General features: G+C 43.2%; 14 protein-coding genes. 10 read left to right on the plus strand and 4 right to left on the minus strand.

Going from position 1 to position 20090, the window contains the following annotated elements; all coding sequences use genetic code 11:
* Positions 1-2530: DUF5695 domain-containing protein (locus HP439_RS06885; protein ID WP_172389605.1), on the minus strand; the 2530-nt coding region annotated here is incomplete at its 3' end.
* Between the two features lie 454 nt (positions 2531-2984).
* On the opposite strand from HP439_RS06885, the gene HP439_RS06890 reads away from it, so the two are divergent.
* The 10 genes from HP439_RS06890 (at position 2985) to HP439_RS06935 (ending at position 15798) form a co-directional block, all read left to right on the plus strand.
* Positions 2985-3851, plus strand: coding sequence for an AraC family transcriptional regulator (locus HP439_RS06890; protein ID WP_172389606.1), 867 nt, complete (start codon positions 2985-2987; stop codon positions 3849-3851).
* A gap of 93 nt (positions 3852-3944) precedes the next feature.
* Positions 3945-4844, plus strand: coding sequence for a dihydrodipicolinate synthase family protein (locus HP439_RS06895; protein WP_216657786.1), 900 nt, complete (start codon positions 3945-3947; stop codon positions 4842-4844).
* A gap of 14 nt (positions 4845-4858) precedes the next feature.
* Entirely contained in the window at positions 4859-6316 is a 1458-nt protein-coding gene (locus HP439_RS06900) for an aldehyde dehydrogenase (NADP(+)) (RefSeq protein ID WP_172389607.1), read from the plus strand.
* Positions 6317-6325: 9 nt separating this feature from the next.
* Positions 6326-7324 (plus strand): 4-hydroxyproline epimerase, encoded by a 999-nt coding sequence (locus tag HP439_RS06905; protein WP_172389608.1) that lies wholly within the window; start codon positions 6326-6328, stop codon positions 7322-7324.
* Between the two features lie 23 nt (positions 7325-7347).
* A complete protein-coding gene (locus HP439_RS06910) occupies positions 7348-8610 on the plus strand; it encodes an FAD-dependent oxidoreductase (protein ID WP_172389609.1) in 1263 nt (420 codons plus the stop codon).
* A gap of 20 nt (positions 8611-8630) precedes the next feature.
* Positions 8631-10394, plus strand: coding sequence for a DUF885 family protein (locus HP439_RS06915; RefSeq protein ID WP_172389610.1), 1764 nt, complete (start codon positions 8631-8633; stop codon positions 10392-10394).
* Positions 10395-10403: 9 nt separating this feature from the next.
* Complete coding sequence (locus HP439_RS06920; protein WP_172389611.1) at positions 10404-11828, plus strand: APC family permease; 1425 nt, start codon at positions 10404-10406, stop codon at positions 11826-11828.
* Positions 11821-14052, plus strand: a complete 2232-nt coding sequence (locus HP439_RS06925) for a S9 family peptidase (protein WP_172389612.1) — start codon at positions 11821-11823, stop codon at positions 14050-14052. Before HP439_RS06920 ends, HP439_RS06925 begins: the two co-directional genes overlap by 8 nt.
* A gap of 360 nt (positions 14053-14412) precedes the next feature.
* Positions 14413-14667, plus strand: a complete 255-nt coding sequence (locus tag HP439_RS06930) for a hypothetical protein (protein WP_216657787.1) — start codon at positions 14413-14415, stop codon at positions 14665-14667.
* A gap of 105 nt (positions 14668-14772) precedes the next feature.
* The gene (locus HP439_RS06935) at positions 14773-15798 is read left to right on the plus strand and encodes a 3-keto-disaccharide hydrolase (protein WP_172389613.1); all 1026 of its coding nucleotides are present in this window, start codon (positions 14773-14775) and stop codon (positions 15796-15798) included.
* Positions 15799-15844: 46 nt separating this feature from the next.
* On the opposite strand, the gene hutG is transcribed toward HP439_RS06935, so the two are convergent.
* The 3 genes from hutG to hutI are packed head-to-tail and all read right to left on the minus strand — an operon-like array spanning position 15845 to position 20089.
* Positions 15845-16822 carry a formimidoylglutamase gene (hutG, locus tag HP439_RS06940; RefSeq protein ID WP_172389614.1) on the minus strand — a complete coding sequence of 326 codons (978 nt, stop codon included), beginning with the start codon at positions 16820-16822 and terminating at the stop codon, positions 15845-15847.
* Positions 16803-18833, minus strand: a complete 2031-nt coding sequence (locus tag HP439_RS06945; RefSeq protein WP_172389615.1) for a urocanate hydratase — start codon at positions 18831-18833, stop codon at positions 16803-16805. Before HP439_RS06945 ends, hutG begins: the two co-directional genes overlap by 20 nt.
* A gap of 2 nt (positions 18834-18835) precedes the next feature.
* A complete protein-coding gene (gene hutI / locus HP439_RS06950) occupies positions 18836-20089 on the minus strand; it encodes an imidazolonepropionase (RefSeq protein WP_172389616.1) in 1254 nt (417 codons plus the stop codon).
* Position 20090 lies beyond the last annotated feature (1 nt).

Here is a 20090-nt window from a genome sequence, read left to right on the forward strand (position 1 = left end):
CTAAGGATTGCAGCTGGCCCGCATCAAGAGTGATCCATAGCCTCTGTTCAGCGAGGAACACACGAGCTCTGGAGGCAGTAGTTAAATCCACTTTAATTTTCCCCTTAGATTCAGTGAGATTTCCACTGAATGCTAGCCATCCGAATTTAGGATGGTTTATAATGTAAGTTCCTGAGTTCACGGCATAACCGTAAAATCCGGACCCATAGTCTCCTGTAATCCCGTCATTCGCAAGCGTCGATGGGTATGAGTGGAAAGCTCCCGGCGCGAAACCGTCTTGAGTAACGTTTGCCAGTGCACCCATCATGCCCGCATGCCCTACACGTAGGAGGTAGAAATTTTCTGGATTGTCCCGGTACTCGTTTAGGATTGGAATGGCGTTAAGAGCAGAGCCATAATGGTGTAACTGCCGTTCCACGCGAGCAAGTTTTCCACCGTAAACAAAGTCCCAATATCGGCGAGCACTGCCATTGTAACCCCAGTGCGGTACGTTGGGGACATAGGCAAGGATAGCATTTAAGGTTATCTCGGCTTTTTGATCAAAGCCAAAGTACCGTGACCAGAGATATACTTCCTCTTGGCCTGTGGAATCCCATGGCATTTCACTGCCAAACGGATAGTTAAGTGTTTTCCAATGTAATGCACGTTGTTTCATCAGATCTTCTAATTTTGAGGCCTGTTCAAGCAAACCTTCCTTTTTTAGATCCATAAGGATGAATAGAAAGACGCTTCCCTCCATTTGTCCAAACTGCGCGTAATGTGGCGCTTTTTCAACCATAGCCACACTTGTCTGAAATGCTCTATCTAGATACGTCTTCCACGTGTGTTCTGTCACCAGTTGATTGTAATTTCTTGCGAGCCGGTATAACACCCAATGTGCAGCAGCGACATGTGGATAATTATACGAGCGACCTATGTCGTCAGCTTCCTTTTTCGACCATGCTGCCCAAGTTTTATAATTTATAGAATCACTGTACGTTCCTGCTGCCATTGAATCTGGTTCGTAAAAGAATAAGCTTTTAACCACGCCATATTTATCTTTACCCTCCTTATGCTGAATTCTCCCAAACATAGTTTGTTCAGTAAACTTCTTTAGTTTATCTATTTCCTGAGGATTGGGTTGCACAAGTTGTTTCATTATGGCAGCCAACCAGCTTGCTGCGCCTGCTTCATCGCTAAGGCCTGCAAACCATGCATTTTGATGTTCTGTTACATGTGATTTTGTTTCATAATCATAAGTGATGACCGAGGGCGATCGGTGAAAAGGGTCATGAGGACTTTCATACCATTGATCATTTGTGAGGAAATGACCAAGATCTGCTACGACTTGCCGTTCTGGCTTGATAACTTTGTATTGAACTGTCTGTACCAGCCCGTCGTCATATGTGATCGTTACGCGGGATCTTCCCCATTTATTTCCGATTACCTTGTAGCTTATCCATTTTTCAGGGGTAGCCTCAAGTTTGTCTAGTCTTATAGAACCAGCTGGATATATTTGGATGTCCTTTACCTTTTCTTTATATTTTATAAATAGTTTCCCCGGGGCGTCCTGCGGGATTAGATATCCTGGGGCGCCTATCGCAACGGGTCTTTTTTGTTTTAGGAGCGTGTTCTCGATTTCCGTAATACTGGGAGCTAACACCAATTTAAGCGCATAACTTTTCGTATCACCGGGTTTAAGAACCTCTGAAGTAGGTTCATTCCATTGTTCGACGCCTTTCCATTCTGTTTGGGCAAAACATTTACTATGGATTAACCACTCGTGAAAGCCTTCGAACGTAATGCTTCGTGGAGTTGGGTCATCGTTGAGGGGACGATAGGCTTCAAAGCCAGCGTTCTCTAAAGGGAGAACAAGAAGACTTGGGCCGTTTCCATGGAGCCTGTTGACTTGTAAATAACCGGCATCTTTTCCAATGTAAGGATCGAAGAATACGTTGTCCGCATGCGCATTATCGAGATTTTTCCAGTCCATGTTGTTATTGAAAATCATAGGGATGCCCAACGCGCCAATTTCATACGCTTTTTTTGTTGTGTTTTTGACTGTAAAACGTAAGACCAAATTACCATTATCTTGTTCCCAGCTTCGCGTCACTTGAAGCGGAATACTGTTTAATGTCGCGGTTAGCTCGGCTGCAGCTAACATATTTCCGGAGGTTCTCAGCGGTTTTATGGCCTCGCGCTTTTGTGCAGAGGAGAATCGTTTCCACGAAGATTCTCCCACCGCACGTATAGTTAGGTTGATATCGCCAAGATGATAAAAATTATCACGCGCTCTGTTCTTTAGCAGTTCGTCCGGTGTATAATCGAAAGCAGAATCGCCTTTTAATTTTAACGAGCTAACGGTTTGCGATGATTTAAGAATAGCTAAATTTAGCTCGGGAAGTATGAAATTTTCGCTGCCCGAACCAAGATCGAGAGTGTGAGGTTGGTCTTTTATTTTCTCCCAAAATGGATTTTGAGCAAAACTATCGTTGCTAATCATTGTCTGCAAAAGGAGCAATGCTATGGGAAGTTTAGTAAGTTTTCGCATATAGATATTAATGGTGTTTTTTATCGAAACACGCCCTAGTAAGTAGTTTTACCTTTTATCGGTTAATAAGCTACAAACCCAAAAATAGTACTTCATAGCTTTATATTGTTACCGGATATTGGTATTTATAGTTCGTAAATTAACCCACTGTTGTCTATCTATAATGTCTTTTTGTTGGGAAGCGTTTATAAGACATTAAACCCGAAGTATCATGTTCGAAAGTTTGGAACCGGCTAAAATATGCACTGTGGAGTATATTGATGAACGACGTAGTTACAATATACAGGCGCCGGTAAATAAAACTTACTGAATATTAGCCAATTCTCACTGTATTTTCGCCTTTGTGTGTCGGGTTTCTTGTTAATATTAAGTTAATCTTGTAACTTTCATCCTACTAGTCATACGATATCGTGTAGTGTAAACAGATATTTAAGGTCTCTAACAAAAACTTGTTATGAAATTGATTCAATTTAGTGTTCCTTCACCCAGGGATAAGAGCGTATATGTGCAAGAGGATAAATTATCAAATTTTTACCCCTATTTTCATAAGCACGAGGAATATCAATTAATGTGGATCGTTCAAGGCGAGGGAACACTGTTTCTTTCGGATAATTTCCACACCTTTCAGACAAATGATATATTCCTTCTAGGACCTAATCAACCTCACGTATTTAAAAAAAACGATAATACTGTAGACTCGGCAAGCGTGGAAACCGTTTCAATCTTTTTCAACTTAAATGGGGGGCTTTCAAGCTTAATGAATATGCCGGAATTGCGCGATATTTTTTCCTTTATTTTAAGCAACAGCCACGGGTTTAAAGTTCCACAGGCATATACTACTCGAATTAAACGGCGCATCTCCCTTTTAAGGAAAGCGGAAAGTATGAATCAATTATTGAGCTTCGTATACCTTCTTAAGGAGCTTAGCTTGGTAGCTAATGAACTTAAACCTCTTTCTTTGGCCACAGTACTCGCCAAAGAAGAAGGGTTTTTAAGGATTAACGATGTCTGCCGGTACATAAAAGAGAATTTTCGTCGTAGTATTACCTTGGAGGAAGCAGCAGATCATGCCAATCTTACTCCCCAGGCGTTCTGCCGTTATTTTAAAAAACACACAGGTCTCACGTTCGTCAGTTACGTTAATGAACTTCGTATTCAAGAAGCATGTACTTTGATAACTGCCCAGCGTTACGAAAGTATTGGTTTGGTAGCGTATAATTCCGGCTTCAACAGTATAACGAACTTCAATCGAGTATTCCGATCGATCACTGGGTGCTCTCCCAAAGAATATTTTGCTCAATATAGGAATAAGGTACTGTAAGCAATACTGTTAAAATGCGGTAAGTTTTGATTAAATCCTGACTAGCATATACTAGGAATAGACCATAGTTTTGAAAAAAAACATTTAATAATTATGGTTACTATAAATTGGAGTGGGATTTTTCCAGCAATGTTAACACCTTTTCACGAGAATGGTGATTTAAATTTAGAGATGCTTGACATCAATATCGAAGCACAACTTGCTGCAGGCATCCATGGTTTGATTCTTGCAGGATCATTGGGCGAGGCAAGCACATTAGACACAGAAGAAAAATTCACCTTATTGTCGCATACCTTAAAGGTTGTTAACGGACGGGTTCCTGTACTGTTGAACTTAACGGAGAATACGACGAAAGCGGCTGTTGAGTTTGCACAGCGGGCAGAAGAATTAGGAGCGGACGGATTGATGGTTCTTCCCCCAATGCGTTATCGCGGTGATGATAGAGAGGTCGTTGCGTTCTTCCGGAGTATTGCTCAGAGCACAAAGCTACCTTTACTTATCTACAACAATCCAGTGGACTACGCCACATATATTACTCTAGACATGTTTGAAGAGCTACTTCAGGAACCTAACGTGCAGGCTGTAAAAGAATCGACTAGAGACCTAACGAATATCACCCGCCTACGTAACCGTTTTGGAGATCGTTTAAAAATATTAGGGGGTGTAGATACCATTTTTCTTGAGTCAATTGCGCTTGGTGCTGATGGAGTTGTTGGGGGGCTGGTGGATGCTTTCCCGAGAGAAACCTATGCTATTTTTGACCTAGTAAAAAAAGGTGAAATTGATAAGGCTGTAGAGATATACCGCTGGTTTATGCCACTATTGGAGCTGGATATTAAACCCAAATTGGTGCAGTATATTAAGCTAGCTGCAAATAAAGAAGGTTTATGTACTCCATATACTCGTGCTCCGCGTCTTGAACTTGTAGGTGAAGAGAAAGAAGCTGTAATTAAAATAATTGATGATGCTATTGCATCAAGACCTAAACTATAAAAACAGAAAGATATATGTCCAACGAACAAATTCATGCCATCGTCCTTAAATCAGTTGCTGCCTCGGATTACTTGCAAAAAATAAGTCTACATGAACGCGCAGCCTTAATGCATTCGATTGCCGATGAGATTACTGAATTGGGGGAATCTTTAATTCAAACTGCTGAACAAGAAACAGGACTTCCAAATGCTCGTTTGCAAGGAGAGAAGGGACGTACTGTTGGACAATGGCGTTCATATGCAAATGCGATAAAGAGTGGCCTGTTTGCCGAAGCACGAATTGACAAAGGGGATGGCGTGCAAAAGGCGGACATACGAAAGTATAATAAAGCAGTAGGTCCTGTTGCGGTATTCGGAGCTAGTAACTTTCCTTTTGCTTTTTCCACAGCTGGTGGAGATACAGCAAGTGCAATCGCTGCCGGCTGTTCAGTTGTGTACAAAGAGCATCCGGGGCATCCAGCGACGTCTCAAATAATGGCCGAAGCAATTCAGCGAGGATTAAGAAAACATGGTGCTCCTGAAGGTGCTTTTGGATATATTCAAGGAGCTGGAAACAGTGTTGGAGAGGCACTTGTATTGCATCCAGCGATCAAAGCCGTCGCCTTTACTGGATCATTAGCGGGGGGTAAAGCACTATTTAATTTGGGCGTCACTCGTGAAGAACCAATTCCTGTATTTGCAGAGATGGGGAGTGTAAATCCCGTCTTTGCACTCCCTGAGTTCCTCCAACAAAATACCTCAACTTTCGCCCAACAGTATGTAGGATCTTTATCGTTAGGTGTAGGGCAATTCTGTACGAACCCCGGTGTGTTGGTTGTTCAAAAAGATGCTTCTTTAGCGTCCTTTAAGCAACAGTTACAAGAGGAAATCGCAAAGATTCCGGCAGCACGGATGCTTCATCAAGGAATTGCAAATAGTTATAACCAAGGCCGCTCGCAACTGCTGGAACAACAGGGTGTGGAACAAATCGGGGCAGGATCTGCCGCCGAAAATGGGCAAGGCCAGGGCGCCATTTATAGCGTTGATGCGAAATACTTTATCGACAATCCAATCCTTAGCCATGAAGTATTCGGACCAGCAGGATTATTGGTGGAGTGTGAGGATCAACAGCAGATGCTAGCCGTGCTAGCACAGCTAGGGGGGCAGCTGACTATTACGTTTTCTGCAACTAAGGGCGATATGAAGCAATATGTAGATCTTTTTAATCTTGCTCAAAAAAAATGTGGACGTTTACTCTTTGGCGGCATGCCAACAGGCGTGGATGTAGTGTTGGCTATGCAGCACGGGGGACCTTTTCCATCGAGTACCGATAGCCGATTCACCTCGGTCGGTCCTGATGCGATTAAACGTTTCTTGAGACCTGTAAGTTTTCAAAATTGGCCAGATGAGTTGCTGCCACAGGAACTTCAAGAGAGTAACCCTTTAAAAATAGAACGTATTGTAGACAACAAACGCGAATTAGCATATTCCTAATCGTAATAGATGAAAAAGACCTTTTTTTGTATTGATTCGCATACCTGTGGGTGCCCTGTGCGCCTAGTAGCTGGTGGAGCGCCATTTTTGTCTGGTAATTCTATGATGGAGAGGCGTTTACATTTTATGCAAGAATATGACTGGATTCGTAAAGGATTGATGTTTGAACCTCGAGGTCACGATATGATGAGTGGTAGCATGCTTTATCCTCCAACGGACCCACAAAATGATGTTGGTGTTCTCTATATTGAAACCAGCGGATGTCTACCTATGTGTGGACACGGTACAATTGGTACCGTAACGATTGCGATCGAAGAGGGACTTGTAATTCCTAAAGTGCCTGGGAAGTTACGTCTGGAAACACCAGCCGGTATTGTACTTATTGACTATAAGCAGCAGGGTGAGAAGGTAGAATCGGTCAAGCTTACCAATGTTGCTTCATTTCTTTACGCGGAAGACCTTGTGGTAGACTGTCCCGATTTAGGAGAAATTCATGTGGACGTAGCTTATGGCGGAAATTTTTACGGAATCATTGATCCTCAGGAAAATTTTTCGGATATAACTGCCTTTTCGGCGAGCAACCTAATCCATTATGGAAAGTTAATTCGGGGTTTATTAAATGAAAAATATAATTTTCAACATCCTGAAGATTCTAATATCCACGGCTTAAGCCATATCCAGTGGACTGGTAATCCAACTAAACCAAACTCCTCAGGCCGCAACGCGGTACTTGTGGGCGAGAATGCCTTAGATAGGTCTCCATGTGGAACAGGAACCTCGGCACGAATGGCTCAGTGGTATGCTAAAGGGAAGCTTAAACTAGGCGATACATTTATTCACGAAAGCTATATTGGTTCGCAGTTTACAGGAAAAATCGAAGGAACGCTAAAAGTTGCTGGCCGCGATGCTATCATTCCCTCGATCGAAGGATGGGCGCGTATAACCGGATACAATACCATAATAATTGACGACAACGACCCTTATAAAGAAGGGTTCCAAGTGATGTAAAGACGACTAATAATAGTAAAACAGTGGAGAATAATAAAGGTACGGCAGTTGTAATTGGAGCTGGGATAGCAGGGCTATCGTCAGCTTTTTATTTGATGAAAGATGGATGGGATGTTACCATTATCGATAAAAAGAGTGAAATTGAAAATTGTTCTTATGGGAATGCGGGTATGCTCGTTCCAAGTCATTTTACGCCGATGGCTGCTCCAGGAATAGTCGCTCAAGGAATAAAATGGATGTTCGACAGCAAAAGTCCTTTTTATGTTCGTCCAAGCTTAAGCTGGAAATTGATGGATTGGGGTCTTAAATTTTTAAAGCACGCCAATCGTCAGCATGTGGACAATAATTCGAAGGATTTAGGTGCGTTGAATTTATACAGCTCACGTCTTTATGATGAACTTTCTTCGATGGAAGGTTTTGATTTCGAGCTTCAGCAGAACGGCATTATTATGATGTACAAAACTAAAGAAGTTCAACACGAGGAGCAAGAGATGGCTTTTCGCGCACGGGACTTAGGTTTAGAGGTAGAATTACTGGATGCGGGGCAGCTACAAGCTTTGGAACCTAACATGAAGGTCGAAGCATTGGGAGCTGCTTACTATAAGTGCGATGGTAAATTATATCCGCAAAAATTGATGAGACAACTGATCGACTCGCTAAAACGAGGTGGTGTTCGTCTTTTCGATGATGTGGAGGTTTTAGATTTTAAGGTATCAGCCGGTAATGTACAGGAAGTGGTCACGAGCAAAGGTAATTTTAAAGCTGACCAATTCGTGTTAGCTCCGGGGGCATTTTTACCGAATCTTAGTGCAAAACTTGGTATTAAAATGCCATTAATGCCTGGAAAAGGGTATTCTTTTATGTATACGCCAGAAGGGCAAGTAGGGCTAAATCATGCCGCTCTACTGTTGGAAGCACGAGTGGCTGTAACTCCAATGAATGAAAAGATACGATTTAGTGGTACGATGGAGCTCGGAACTGCGAATGATAAGATAAATGTCAACCGAGTCAAAGGTATCGTAGAATCAATTCCGGACTATTATCCAGAACTTAAGATAGACTATCCCCAGGATAAAGTATGGTACGGTTACCGTCCATGCACACCGGACGGACTTCCCTATTTAGGAAGATGCCGTAAAATCAGTAATCTTACTGTCGCCGCTGGTGGTGGGATGATGGGCTTGAGTTTAGGACCTGCCTTTGGAAAGACAGTTGCAGATATCCTTAGCGAGCGTTCGGTACCTGTAGAAATAATGAATTTTAGACCTGATCGGTTTGATCGATAAGAACCTGTAATGACAAAATTATGATGCGAGCTAAAAAGAACTTGGTGAAACTGACGATTACAGGTTTTTCTTTGCTTGTCTGTTTACATTGTACCGTGGCACAAGAACTTTACTCTCATACTACACCGATTGAACCATTTGTAGTTCAATACGGGCACGACGTCCAAGCGATTAATTATTTTTATGGCCCCATGCCCGCAGAGGGCAACCGGCAGCAAGCTGCGCCATCTCCTGAGCAATTACTACGTTTGCGTGAGCTAGACAATACTTATTTAAATAAATTAAAGGACTTTCCTTATGAGAAGTTAAACACCTCCGGACAAGTTGACTATATCCTTCTCAAACGAAAAATTCAATCCGACATTCAACAATTGGATGAGCAAATAGCGTGTTACGATCGATTAAGAGCATATTTACCTTTTGCGAACGATATTTTTGATTTTGAGAAAATTCGTAGGCGTGGTGCTGTAATCGATGGACAGCGAATTGCGGCCATGTTTCAAGTGTCAAAAGATGCTGTTATCGAAAAAAGTAAAGAGATCAAAATCGCTCCTTCGATCCCTTATTCGGATGTGAATTTTTTGAGACAGGTAATTGGTTCTTTAAAATTAAGGCTAGCGAGTTGTTATGAGTTTTATAATGGCTATGAACCGTCATTTTCTTGGTGGGGACAACAGCCCTACCAGGAGCTTGTATTGGCGCTCACAAGCTATGAACAAACATTAACTGGCAAAAGTGATTGGGAAGTTTTTGATGATGGTAGTAATATCGGTGGGACGCCAATCGGTAGAAAGGCGTTAGACCGGGAGTTACGCGATGAGATGATTTCTTATAATGCCGATGAGTTACTACGCCTGGCTGATCAGGAGTTCGCTTGGTGTAAAGAAGAGCTGTTAAAAGCATCACGTGAAATGGGACACGGCGATAATTGGAAGGCCGCTCAAGAGGAAGTAAAGAATTCGTATGTCCCCGTAGGTAGACAACCGGAGCTGATTATGGAGTTGTATAACGACGCTCAACAATTCATCCAAGAGAATGACTTGATGGATGTGCCCCCACTTGCCGAGGAGACATGGGGGATGATTATGATGACCCCCGAACGTCAACTTATTAACCCGTTTTTTACTGGCGGGCGCGAGATAAGTATTTCTTACCCTACTAATGGGATGAGTCAATCTGAAAAGTTGATGAGTATGCGCGGGAATAACCCGCATTTTTCCAGAGCAACGGTTCAGCATGAATTAATCCCTGGGCATCATCTTCAGTATTTTATGAATCGAAGGTTTATGCCTTATCGAGAGGAGGCTTTCAATACACCATTTTGGACCGAGGGCTGGACACTTTATTGGGAGCTACTTCTTTATTCTAAGGGATTTGCAAAAACTCCCCAACAGCGTATTGGTATGCTTTTCTGGCGTATGCATCGTTGCGCGCGAATTACGTTCAGTATTAAGTTTCATCTGGGTGAGTGGACCCCCCAACAGTGTATCGATTATTTGACCGATCAAGTGGGGTTTGAGGTAGCAAATGCGCATGGTGAGGTTAAGCGATCCTTCGAAGGCGGATATAGCCCGCTTTATCAATTGGCTTATCTGGTGGGTGGATTACAGTTAATGAGTATAAAGAATGAGCTCGTTGAATCGGGAAAAATGAGTTATAAAGAGTTTCACGATCGGGTTATCAAAGAAAACTACATGCCGATGGAAATGCTACGCGCAATTCTAACGAAACAGGATCTCCCTATTGATTACGAAACGGCTTGGAAATTTTACGATTTTAAATAACATGTAAACATGACAGACAAGGGTGGTACTTTTCATAAATCCATGGGGCTGCTGGATGCAACGATGCTCGTTGCCGGTAGTATGATTGGATCGGGTATCTTTATTGTGTCGGCGGATATTGCTCGACATACTGGATCCGCAGGGTGGCTTATGATCGTTTGGGTTATTTGTGGATTTATGACCCTTGTTGCTGCGTTGAGTTACGGAGAGTTGAGCGCTATGTTTCCAAAAGCTGGAGGCCAGTACGTGTACCTACGTGAAGCATACGGCCCACTTTTGAGTTTTGTATTCGGTTGGACTTTTTTCGCTGTAATACAAACGGCAACAATTGCTGCTGTTGGCGTGGCGTTTGCAAAATTTACGGCTTATCTTTTTCCTTGGTTAGATGAGGATGTGTATCTTCTTAGCATAGGTGACTACCGGTTATCCGCCGCCCAGTTACTCTCTATTGGTGTGATTTTATTGTTAACTTTTATCAATTCTCGGGGAATAAAATCCGGCAAACGCGTGCAAACGACGCTTACGCTCGTCAAGATCTTTAGTCTATTGTTTTTAGTACTTGCTGGGTTTCTAGCGTTCAAATATGAAATATGGCAATTAAATTGGTTGAACAGTAACACGTGGAGCTTGCAAAAATTGAATGTTGACGGCGGCCTCGAGAGATATAGTACGTTTGGGGCTTTCGGAGCAATTTCCGCGGCGATGGTTGGCGCACTCTTTAGCAGTGATTCCTGGCATTCTTCTTCTTCTGTAGCGGGAGAAATTAAAAACCCAAAGCGTAATATTGGTCTTAGTTTAGCTTTGGGTACATTGATTGTTACGATAGTTTATCTGCTTACTAATTTAATGTATACCAGTATACTAGAAATAAGTCAGATGGCTGCTGCACCCAAAGATCGTGTCGGTATGAGTTCGGCGCAAGAGATATTCGGTCCTTTCGGGATTTCTTTGATCGCGGTGATGATTATGATCAGTACGTTTGGATGTAATAATGGTCTCATTCTTTCGGGTGCACGGGTGTACTATTCAATGGCGCAGGACGGCTTATTCTTTAAAAAAGTTGGAACGCTCAATGCTAGCGGTGTACCCGGGTACGCACTTTGGTTGCAGGCGGTAATAGCAAGTCTATGGTGCCTTAGCGGAAAATACGGCGATTTACTTGATATGATCACCTGTGTCGTAGTGGTTTTTTATGTTCTAGCTGTCGCAGGTGTTATAAAATTACGGTATACACGTCCAGATTTTCCTCGGCCATATCGGGCGTTTGGGTATCCCTTGCTGCCAATAATTTATATTTTGATGGGCACAGCGTTCATTATTCTGCTCCTTATTTATAAACCAGATTACACGGTCCCAGGAATTGGAATTACTCTGCTGGGAATCCCTATATATTATTTTGTAAAGAATAAGAATAACCAAATAAAAGATGTTTAAAACTTTATGCTGCTTACTGCTAACTGTATCTTACATATCCTGTAGCTTTGGGCAAGGTACAACCGCCGACTACAAGCGTGCCAAGCACTACAAATCAGCCGTTAAGGGAAAGCTCTATGACGCCCCTCTTTCAAAAGGATGGAGTGCCGACGGGAACGAATTATGGTATGAAAAGCAAACACCGAAAGGGCGTGTATTTATGCTAATCAATGCCAAGCTCCGGACTAAAAAAGAAATTTTTACGTTAGAGGAACTTTTGACGTCTTTACAAAATAAGATTGGCCATAGCGTTGATGTAGATGCATTGGATCGAGAGAAGATAAAACTTTCCGGTGGAGCTTTTGAATTCGAGCATCAGGGATATTTGTGGAAATGGACGTTTGCGACTAAAAGTCTTACGCAGAAACAGGCTTTAGAAAAGAAAGATCGACCGGCTTATTGGGGGAGAATTTCTGATGATAGTGAAGGGAAAAAGATCATCTCGCCAGATGAAAAATGGGTTGCGTTTATTAAAGACCATAATCTTTTCGTTCGCCCCGCGGATGACACGACAAGTAATAGGCAGTTAACTTTCGATGGCTCTTTCGAAGAATATTATTCAGCTCAATTACACTGGTCGCCAGATAATAAAAAAATCGCGACCAGTAAAGTTCGTCCAGCCGCTGTACGTCAACTAACATTGGTTGAATCCTCGCCTGTTGATCAGTTGCAACCGAAGTTGCATACCCGAGATTATCCAAAGCCTGGCGATGCTCTTTCGCAATACTATCCTGTAATCTATAATTTAGAGTTGGATACTTTATTGCGTTCCAATGAAGAGGTATTAGAGAACCAATTTTCGATAAGCCGAATTGCTTGGAGTAAGAATAGTCAGGCGATTACTTTTGAATATAATAAACGGGGGCATCAGCAGTATACGGTTTTTGAGTTTTTAGCCTCCAATGGGGCTATGCGCACCTTAATCGAAGAAACTAGCGACACGTTTATTGATTATAGCGGTAAGCGGTTTCGCTACGATATTGCTGATAAAAAAGAAGTTATATGGGCGTCCGAACGGGACGGATGGAATCATTTATACCTTTATGATACAAATAAATCTAGGGTTATCAATCAGATAACCAAAGGTGAATGGACAGTCCGTAATGTGGTACATGTTGACGAAAAACGAAGGCAGATTATCTTTGAAGCAGGCGGGATGGTGAAGGGGCAAGACCCTTATTTCGTACAGTATTATAGTATTGATTTTGACGGGGATAATTTGCGTGCTCTGAGTTTCGAAAATGGGAATCATAACGCGTCTTTTAATTCTGATTTTTCCTTATTCATGGATGTGTATTCACGAGTGGATAGTGCGCCGATAACGCTATTGCGAAACCGAAGTGGGGAGATCGTAATGAAATTGGAAGAAGCGCAAGATCTTGAACTACGTAAAGCTGGCTGGCGTGCGCCAGAAATTTTTTCAACGAAAGGGAGGGACGATAGTACGGATATTTGGGGAATTATTATTCGGCCAAGTGATTTTGATGAAACGAAACATTATCCGATAATCGAATATATCTACGCTGGACCACACAGCTCATTTGTCCCAAAATCGTTTACGGTTAATCCTTCGGGTATGCAGGAGCTTGCCGAACTTGGGTTTATCGTCGTTCAAATTGACGGGATGGGAACTTCGAACCGATCAAAAGCTTTTCAAAATGTGAGTTGGAAAAACCTCAAAGATGCCGGTTTCCCGGATCGTATTTTATGGATTAAAGCAGCAGCACGAAAATATTCGTATATGGATACTTCACGGGTAGGTATTTATGGGACTTCTGCCGGTGGGCAGAGCTCTACGGGAGCGTTGCTGTTTCATCCAGAGTTTTACAAAGTAGGAGTGTCCTCCTGTGGCTGTCATGATAATCGGATGGATAAGATCTGGTGGAACGAACAGTGGATGGGCTGGCCTTTAGGGCGACAATATGAGGAGTGTTCCAATGTAGAAAACGCTTCTAATTTACAAGGAGAGTTGATGCTGATTGTCGGTGAACTCGATGATAACGTTGATCCGTCATCTACATTCCAATTGAGTAATGCTTTGATTCAAGCAGGCAAAGAGCATGAGTTGATTGTAGTTCCAGGTATGGGACACTCCTCAGGTGGTAGTTATGGCGAACGCAAACGGCGAGACTTCTTTGTTCGTCATCTTCTGAATACTGAACCGCCCGCTTGGAATAGCTATTAAATTTCTAGCGGAAATACATCGGATACTAACAGGGTTTTTATAAAAGATCTTAACTTTTCCATACAGAACTGTGGGCTGCTTCGTAGATCGGACGGACGGTTTGTCTAGGGACCTCTGCGGAGCAATCTAAAGTAGCTTTTTATACTTAGGTAAAGCTGAATGTTTATCTGGGTTGACAGATTTGGAAAATAAAATGAAATTTCGACTATATAAAAACTGGGTTAGTGAACGTATTCTATTCATTTATAGTCTGTTGTAGGACGATGTTTTTATCTCAGGCTTTGAGGCTTTGTCTTCATAAGAAGGGACTGACAAATTGTGGCTTGGATTTTGTATTTTCGATAAAGAAAATCAGTAAAGATGAAAAAATTAATAGGTTTTGTGTTGATGGCGATTTTGGTGATAGGCATGTCCGCATGTTCGTCATATGGTTCCTATCACAGACACGGTAGAATACCACCGGGGAAAGCAAAGAAAATTTATGGCGATAAATCGGCGAAACGCTATGCTCCCGGCCAGCAAAAGAAACGCTGGAAAAATAGTAAAAAGTATAAAGGTAATAAAAACAAAGGGCGTGACCGGAAATACGATACCACTACTTATCCATGGAAATAATTGATCCGCTCTTAGTGAGAATCTGGTAGTATCCTACCGATGGGTGATACATTTAATTTTATTTTTTTGTAGTTTAGAGGTTTGGAAAACCTTAACCATATAAAGATGTTAAAAAAATATATCGGATATAGTACGATTGCGTGCCTGTTAGCAGGTACTATGGCTTCCTGCGGCGGCGCGTCAACGGAATCTGAAGCAAAGCAAGAACAAGTTAAACAGGAAGAAGAGCTTCATAACCCAGCTTCGCTGGAAGTACCGAAAGAAGCCGAGGGCCTTGTTGGCCGTTGGGATATAACGGTCGATAAAGCGGGTAAGAAGGTGCCTTCTTGGCTAGAAGTGAAAATCTCGGGATACAACACACTTGTTGGATACTTTGTAAGTGATTCGGGAAGCAGCAGACCCGTTTCACATATTGTATTAAAAGACGGTAAATTTTCGTTTGTCATCCCACCGCAATGGGAAGGCGGTGAAGGAGATATCAAAGTTGAGGGTGAACTTGTAGGAAGTGAGCTTAAGGGGACGATCACTTCGAACAAAGGAGAGGCGTTTAATTACACCGGTGTCAGCGCGCCCTACTTAAATCGTACAGGCGAGGCAGCTTGGGGAACACCGATTGTGTTGTTCAACGGAACAGACTTGACAGGTTGGAAAGTTTCCTCGGAAGAGAATAATAAGTGGGTCGTTAAGGACGGTATATTAATCAACCAAGAGGCAGGTGCGAATTTAATAACTGAGCAAAAGTTTGAAGACTTCAAGTTAACGGCTGAATTTCGTTACGCTCAAGGGGGCAACTCTGGTATTTATCTAAGAGGCCGGTACGAGGTGCAGATCGAGGATTCTCCTAAGGACAGACATCCAGGATCTTTGTTTTATGGTGGCGTTTATGGATTCTTGGCACCAAACCAATTAGCAACAAATGGACCTGGTGAATGGAATACCTATGAGATCACTCTTCGTGGAAGATTGGTTACGATTGTGGCTAACGGGAAGACTATCATTAGTGAACAGGAGATTCCTGGAATCACCGGAGGTGCGTTGGATAGTAATGAAGGCGAACCTGGTCCAATCTATTTACAAGGGGACCATACGGGGGTTGAGTTTAGAAAATTGGTGATTACACCCGCAAAATAATTTTTAAAGAGCTAAAAAGTAATACATCATTACTTTTTAGCTTTTTTTATCTTAATCTTTTCTGCTGTACGATTCGAAATATGAGATTGGCAGCAAGGCGGGCAGTGCACATGTCTCTATCAAATAGCGGGTTTAGCTCCGCAAAGTCGACACTTATTAATTTATCCGAATTAATTAAGGAATCAAAAACTTCTAAGAAAAACGTATCAGGAACGATGCCGTTGTAGGCCGGAGCGCTAACGCCTGGAGCGAATGCGGCCGCAAATACATCCATATCTACCGTGATATAGAGATGTTCAATTTCCTTCAAAAAGTTCAAAATTGTCTCATTAATTGATTTTTCATATTTAAAATGAAACTTATCCCTATTGATACATAGTATATTAAGGGTTTGTGCTCGTTGAAACAATAGCGGCGTGTTGCTGCTATCTTGTATCCCTATGGCTAAGTAATGATAGAAGCCTTCTCGTTGCTGCTCGTCCATCGCGATCTGAAAAAATCCTGTGCCAGAGGTTCCATTAGGCTTGGGCGATCGAATATCCAGATGGGCGTCGAAATTAATCACGCCGATCTTTCCATTGGAAATTTTTCGCAGTCCTCGATAATGGCCATAGGTTATTTCATGGCCACCACCCAACACAATTGGGAAGCCGCCACTGGCAAGAATATATGCTACACATTCCGCGACTAGGTGCTGGGCTTCCTCAAGGTTTCCCTCGATACAATGAATTGTCCCTGCATCGACTAACTGTCCCTTGGCCAGTGTTCCGGCTGGAAGGTTAGCGAGAATACGACGTAAAGATGCTGGCCCTCCGCTGGCTCCGATACGGCCATGATTTCTTTTTACCCCCTCGTCTACCGCAAACCCGAGCAGAACAAAACATTCGTTCAGCACAGGATCGTTTCGTAGGTCAGCAACACGTATGATCTGGTGCCAGCGACTCTCGGCTGGATCGTCGCTATCAATACGCCCTTGGAACGATTCGAGCGTCGTTACTTTGTAATTAATCGAATTGATTCTCATCGCCAGCTTGTTCGAAAAGGTTGTCAATTAATGCGCTATCAGCGATTTCTGGTTGTGGAACTATTAATGAAGGAGTACGTTTAAGCTCAGCGCTTAAGGCACGCTGGGCATGTGTACTGCCTGACCATGCTCGACGAGCGATTCCGTTGTTAACGTCGTAAAATAGCATATTCTCTAATTTTAGATCTGTGTCCTCCGTCCCGTCAAGTAGTAATCCGAACCCGCCATTAACGGCTTCTCCCCAGCCTACACCACCACCATTGTGGATAGAAATCCAAGTAGCACCACGAAAGCCGTCTCCGATCACATTCTGTATCGCCATATCCGCTGTGAACTTACTTCCATCATAAACATTGCTTGTTTCTCGGTAAGGAGAGTCTGTTCCGCTAACGTCATGGTGATCTCTCCCGATTACTACAGGCGCCTTAAGAGTCCCCTCTCGCACCGCTTGGTTGAAAGCTTTTGCGATACGTGTTCTGCCCAGCGCATCTGCGTATAGAATTCGTGCTTGAGATCCCACGACAAGTTCGTGTCTAGCGGCTCCCTCAATCCATCGAATATTATCGGCAAGCTGCTGTTTAATTTCCGGATATGCGTGCTCATGTAATTCATGTAAGACTTGTAATGCAAGCTGATCCGTATAAGTAAGATCGCTGGGGTCACCTGAACAACACACCCAACGGAACGGTCCGAAGCCATAATCGAAACACATCGGACCCATTATATCTTGCACATAAGACGGATATTTAAAGTTTTCTTTGTCGTCCGCCATCACCGCCGCGCCAGCTCGGGCGCACTCAAGAAGAAACGCATTGCCGTAGTCAAAGAAATAAGTTCCACGTGTTACATGTTTTTCAATTGCTGCAGCGTGGCGAACGAGTGAACGTTGAACCGCCACCTTAAGTGCATGGGGATCTTCTATCATTAATTTGTTCGCCTCTTCAAAACTCATTCCGACAGGATAATAGCCTCCGGAAAAGGGATTATGTAGCGACGTTTGATCGGAACCGATCGCAACGTAAATATTCTCTTGGTAAAATGCTTCCCAAACCTCGACGACATTTCCAACAAATGCAATAGAAAGTACTTGCCCCTGTTGTATTGCGTGTTTCACTCTAATAATAAGGTCGTCCATTTCATTTATTATTATATCGACCCAACCCTGGCTGTGCCGTTTTTTTGCTGCATGGGCATTGACCTCCGCGCAGACGGTAAGGCAACCGGCTATATTCCCGGCTTTAGGTTGGGCTCCACTCATTCCCCCCAGACCAGACGTTAAGAATACTTTGCCGGCGATGTTGGTCCAATGTGGGTAATGCTTACGGAAAGCATTGATCACGGTGAGTGTAGTACCGTGAACAATACCTTGGGGACCAATATACATATAAGATCCAGCAGTCATCTGACCATATTGTGTGACACCTAACGCGTTGAACCTTTCCCAATCCTCCGGCTTGCTATGATTGGGAATCATCATACCGTTACTGACTACCACGCGCGGCGCCCCCTTCGAGGAAGGGAAAAGTCCCATGGGATGCCCACTGTACATGTGTAACGTTTGTTCATCGCTCATCTGCGTCAAAAGTTGCATAGTAAGTAGATATTGAGCCCAGTTTTGAAATACAGCACCATTCCCCCCATAAGTAATAAGTTCATCTGGGTGTTGCGCTACTGCGGGATCGAGATTGTTTTGTATCATTAGCATAATTGCGGCTGCTTGTCGGCATTGTGCAGGATACTCGTCAATTGGGCGGGCGTACATTGCGTATTTCGGTTTGAACCGATACATATAGATGCGGCCGTACAATTTTAGCTCCATGAGAAATTCATGTGCTAACTCATGATGCCAAGCACTAGGGAAATATCGTAGAGCATTCCGGATAGCTAATTTTTTTTCCTCGACGCTAAGTATACTTTTTCTGGCAGGAGCATGGCTTACCAAAGGGTCAAGGGTTGGTTTTTCGGGTAAGTGTTTCGGTAGTCCTTGCTGTAGTTCTTCTTGAAATGTCATGTCTATTCTCCTCTGTTTTCTTGGTATACAAGCTGCCCATTAGACCAAACTTGTTTTGGTAATAATGTGCCTTGATGATAAGGAATATTTTGATAACTGTTTGTTTGGTACACGATAAAGTCCGCTCGGTTTCCTGGCTTTAACGATCCTCGGTCGGTCAAGTTTAGTGCCTTTGCTGCTCTGTAGGTAATAGCTGCAAACAGTTCTGCGTTGCTCAATTTTTGGCTACTTGCAAGTATGGCAGCTTGAGTCATAAGTTGTCCCATCGGAGCCGATCCCGGATTCCAATCTGTCGCGATTGCTAAGCTTGCACCAGCGTCTAGCAGTCCGCGGCACGGAGCGAAGTTCATCCCCAGACCGAGCGATGCGCCCGGGAGAGCAACAGCCACCGTATTAGATACCCCCAATAAAGCGATATCTTGTTTACTGGATGCTTCAAGATGGTCAGCGCTGACGGCCTCTAATTCACATGCCAGGCGGGAACCACCAGTCGAGAATTGATCTGCATGTACGGTGAGGTCGAATCCTAAATCTTTAGCGCGCTGAAGGTAGGGGGTGATCTCCGAAACTGAAAAGGCGCTTTGCTCTACAAAAGCGTCGATACGATTACTCAGCCCCTCACGTATGAGAACAGGGAAGAGATGCTCTCCTACATAGGAGAGGTAACTACTAGCGGATCCGTTATAATCTCGAGGCTTCATATGTGCTGCTAGGCAGGTCGGTATAAGTTCTATAGGTAATTGTTCGCCGGCTTGTTGTATCGCTTGTAAAATCTTTATTTCCTGGTCTAATTCTAATCCATATCCGCTCTTCACTTCAATCGTTGTGACACCCTGGCGAAGGAGCTGGAGGGCATTAATTTTGATCTGTTCCACAAGATCGGTGAAAGTGATCTTTCGTGTATGCTGTACGGTGCTCCAAATCCCACCACCACTGGCTGCAATTTCGAGATAGGAGGCTCCGGCATTACGAAGGGCAAAATCGTGAGATCTCTCGCCTGCAAAAGCAATGTGGGTGTGACAATCGACATACGCTGGTAAACATATACTACTGTTCACCATTTTTATATGTTCTATGGTCCCAGAGTGACGCTCTTCTAATTCCTGATAGGCACCGATATCTGTTATTTTTTCGCCTTCCACTACGATTCCCCCTGTAGATATTATCAACAGTTGATCGTCAGCCAAGGATCCCCTAAGCGGTAAGTCGCGCATGGGAAGCAATTGCGTGAAAGGACCGATGAGTTTCTTTTTCATT

This window comes from Sphingobacterium shayense, assembly GCF_013179575.1.
Classification (GTDB): Bacteria; Bacteroidota; Bacteroidia; order Sphingobacteriales; family Sphingobacteriaceae; genus Sphingobacterium; species Sphingobacterium shayense.

Bases quoted from the DNA above. Each gene is read 5' to 3' on its own strand.
- HP439_RS06905 (WP_172389608.1), top strand. From the start codon at position 6,326: ATGAAAAAGACCTTTTTTTGTATTGATTCGCATACCTGTGGGTGCCCT.
- HP439_RS06930 (WP_216657787.1), top strand. From the start codon at position 14,413: ATGAAAAAATTAATAGGTTTTGTGTTGATGGCGATTTTGGTGATAGGC.
- hutI (WP_172389616.1), bottom strand. From the start codon at position 20,089: ATGAAAAAGAAACTCATCGGTCCTTTCACGCAATTGCTTCCCATGCGC.
- HP439_RS06925 (WP_172389612.1), top strand. From the start codon at position 11,821: ATGTTTAAAACTTTATGCTGCTTACTGCTAACTGTATCTTACATATCC.
- hutG (WP_172389614.1), bottom strand. From the start codon at position 16,822: ATGAGAATCAATTCGATTAATTACAAAGTAACGACGCTCGAATCGTTC.
- HP439_RS06895 (WP_216657786.1), top strand. From the start codon at position 3,945: ATGGTTACTATAAATTGGAGTGGGATTTTTCCAGCAATGTTAACACCT.
- HP439_RS06900 (WP_172389607.1), top strand. From the start codon at position 4,859: ATGTCCAACGAACAAATTCATGCCATCGTCCTTAAATCAGTTGCTGCC.
- HP439_RS06945 (WP_172389615.1), bottom strand. From the start codon at position 18,833: ATGACATTTCAAGAAGAACTACAGCAAGGACTACCGAAACACTTACCC.
- HP439_RS06935 (WP_172389613.1), top strand. From the start codon at position 14,773: ATGTTAAAAAAATATATCGGATATAGTACGATTGCGTGCCTGTTAGCA.
- HP439_RS06915 (WP_172389610.1), top strand. From the start codon at position 8,631: ATGATGCGAGCTAAAAAGAACTTGGTGAAACTGACGATTACAGGTTTT.
- HP439_RS06920 (WP_172389611.1), top strand. From the start codon at position 10,404: ATGACAGACAAGGGTGGTACTTTTCATAAATCCATGGGGCTGCTGGAT.
- HP439_RS06890 (WP_172389606.1), top strand. From the start codon at position 2,985: ATGAAATTGATTCAATTTAGTGTTCCTTCACCCAGGGATAAGAGCGTA.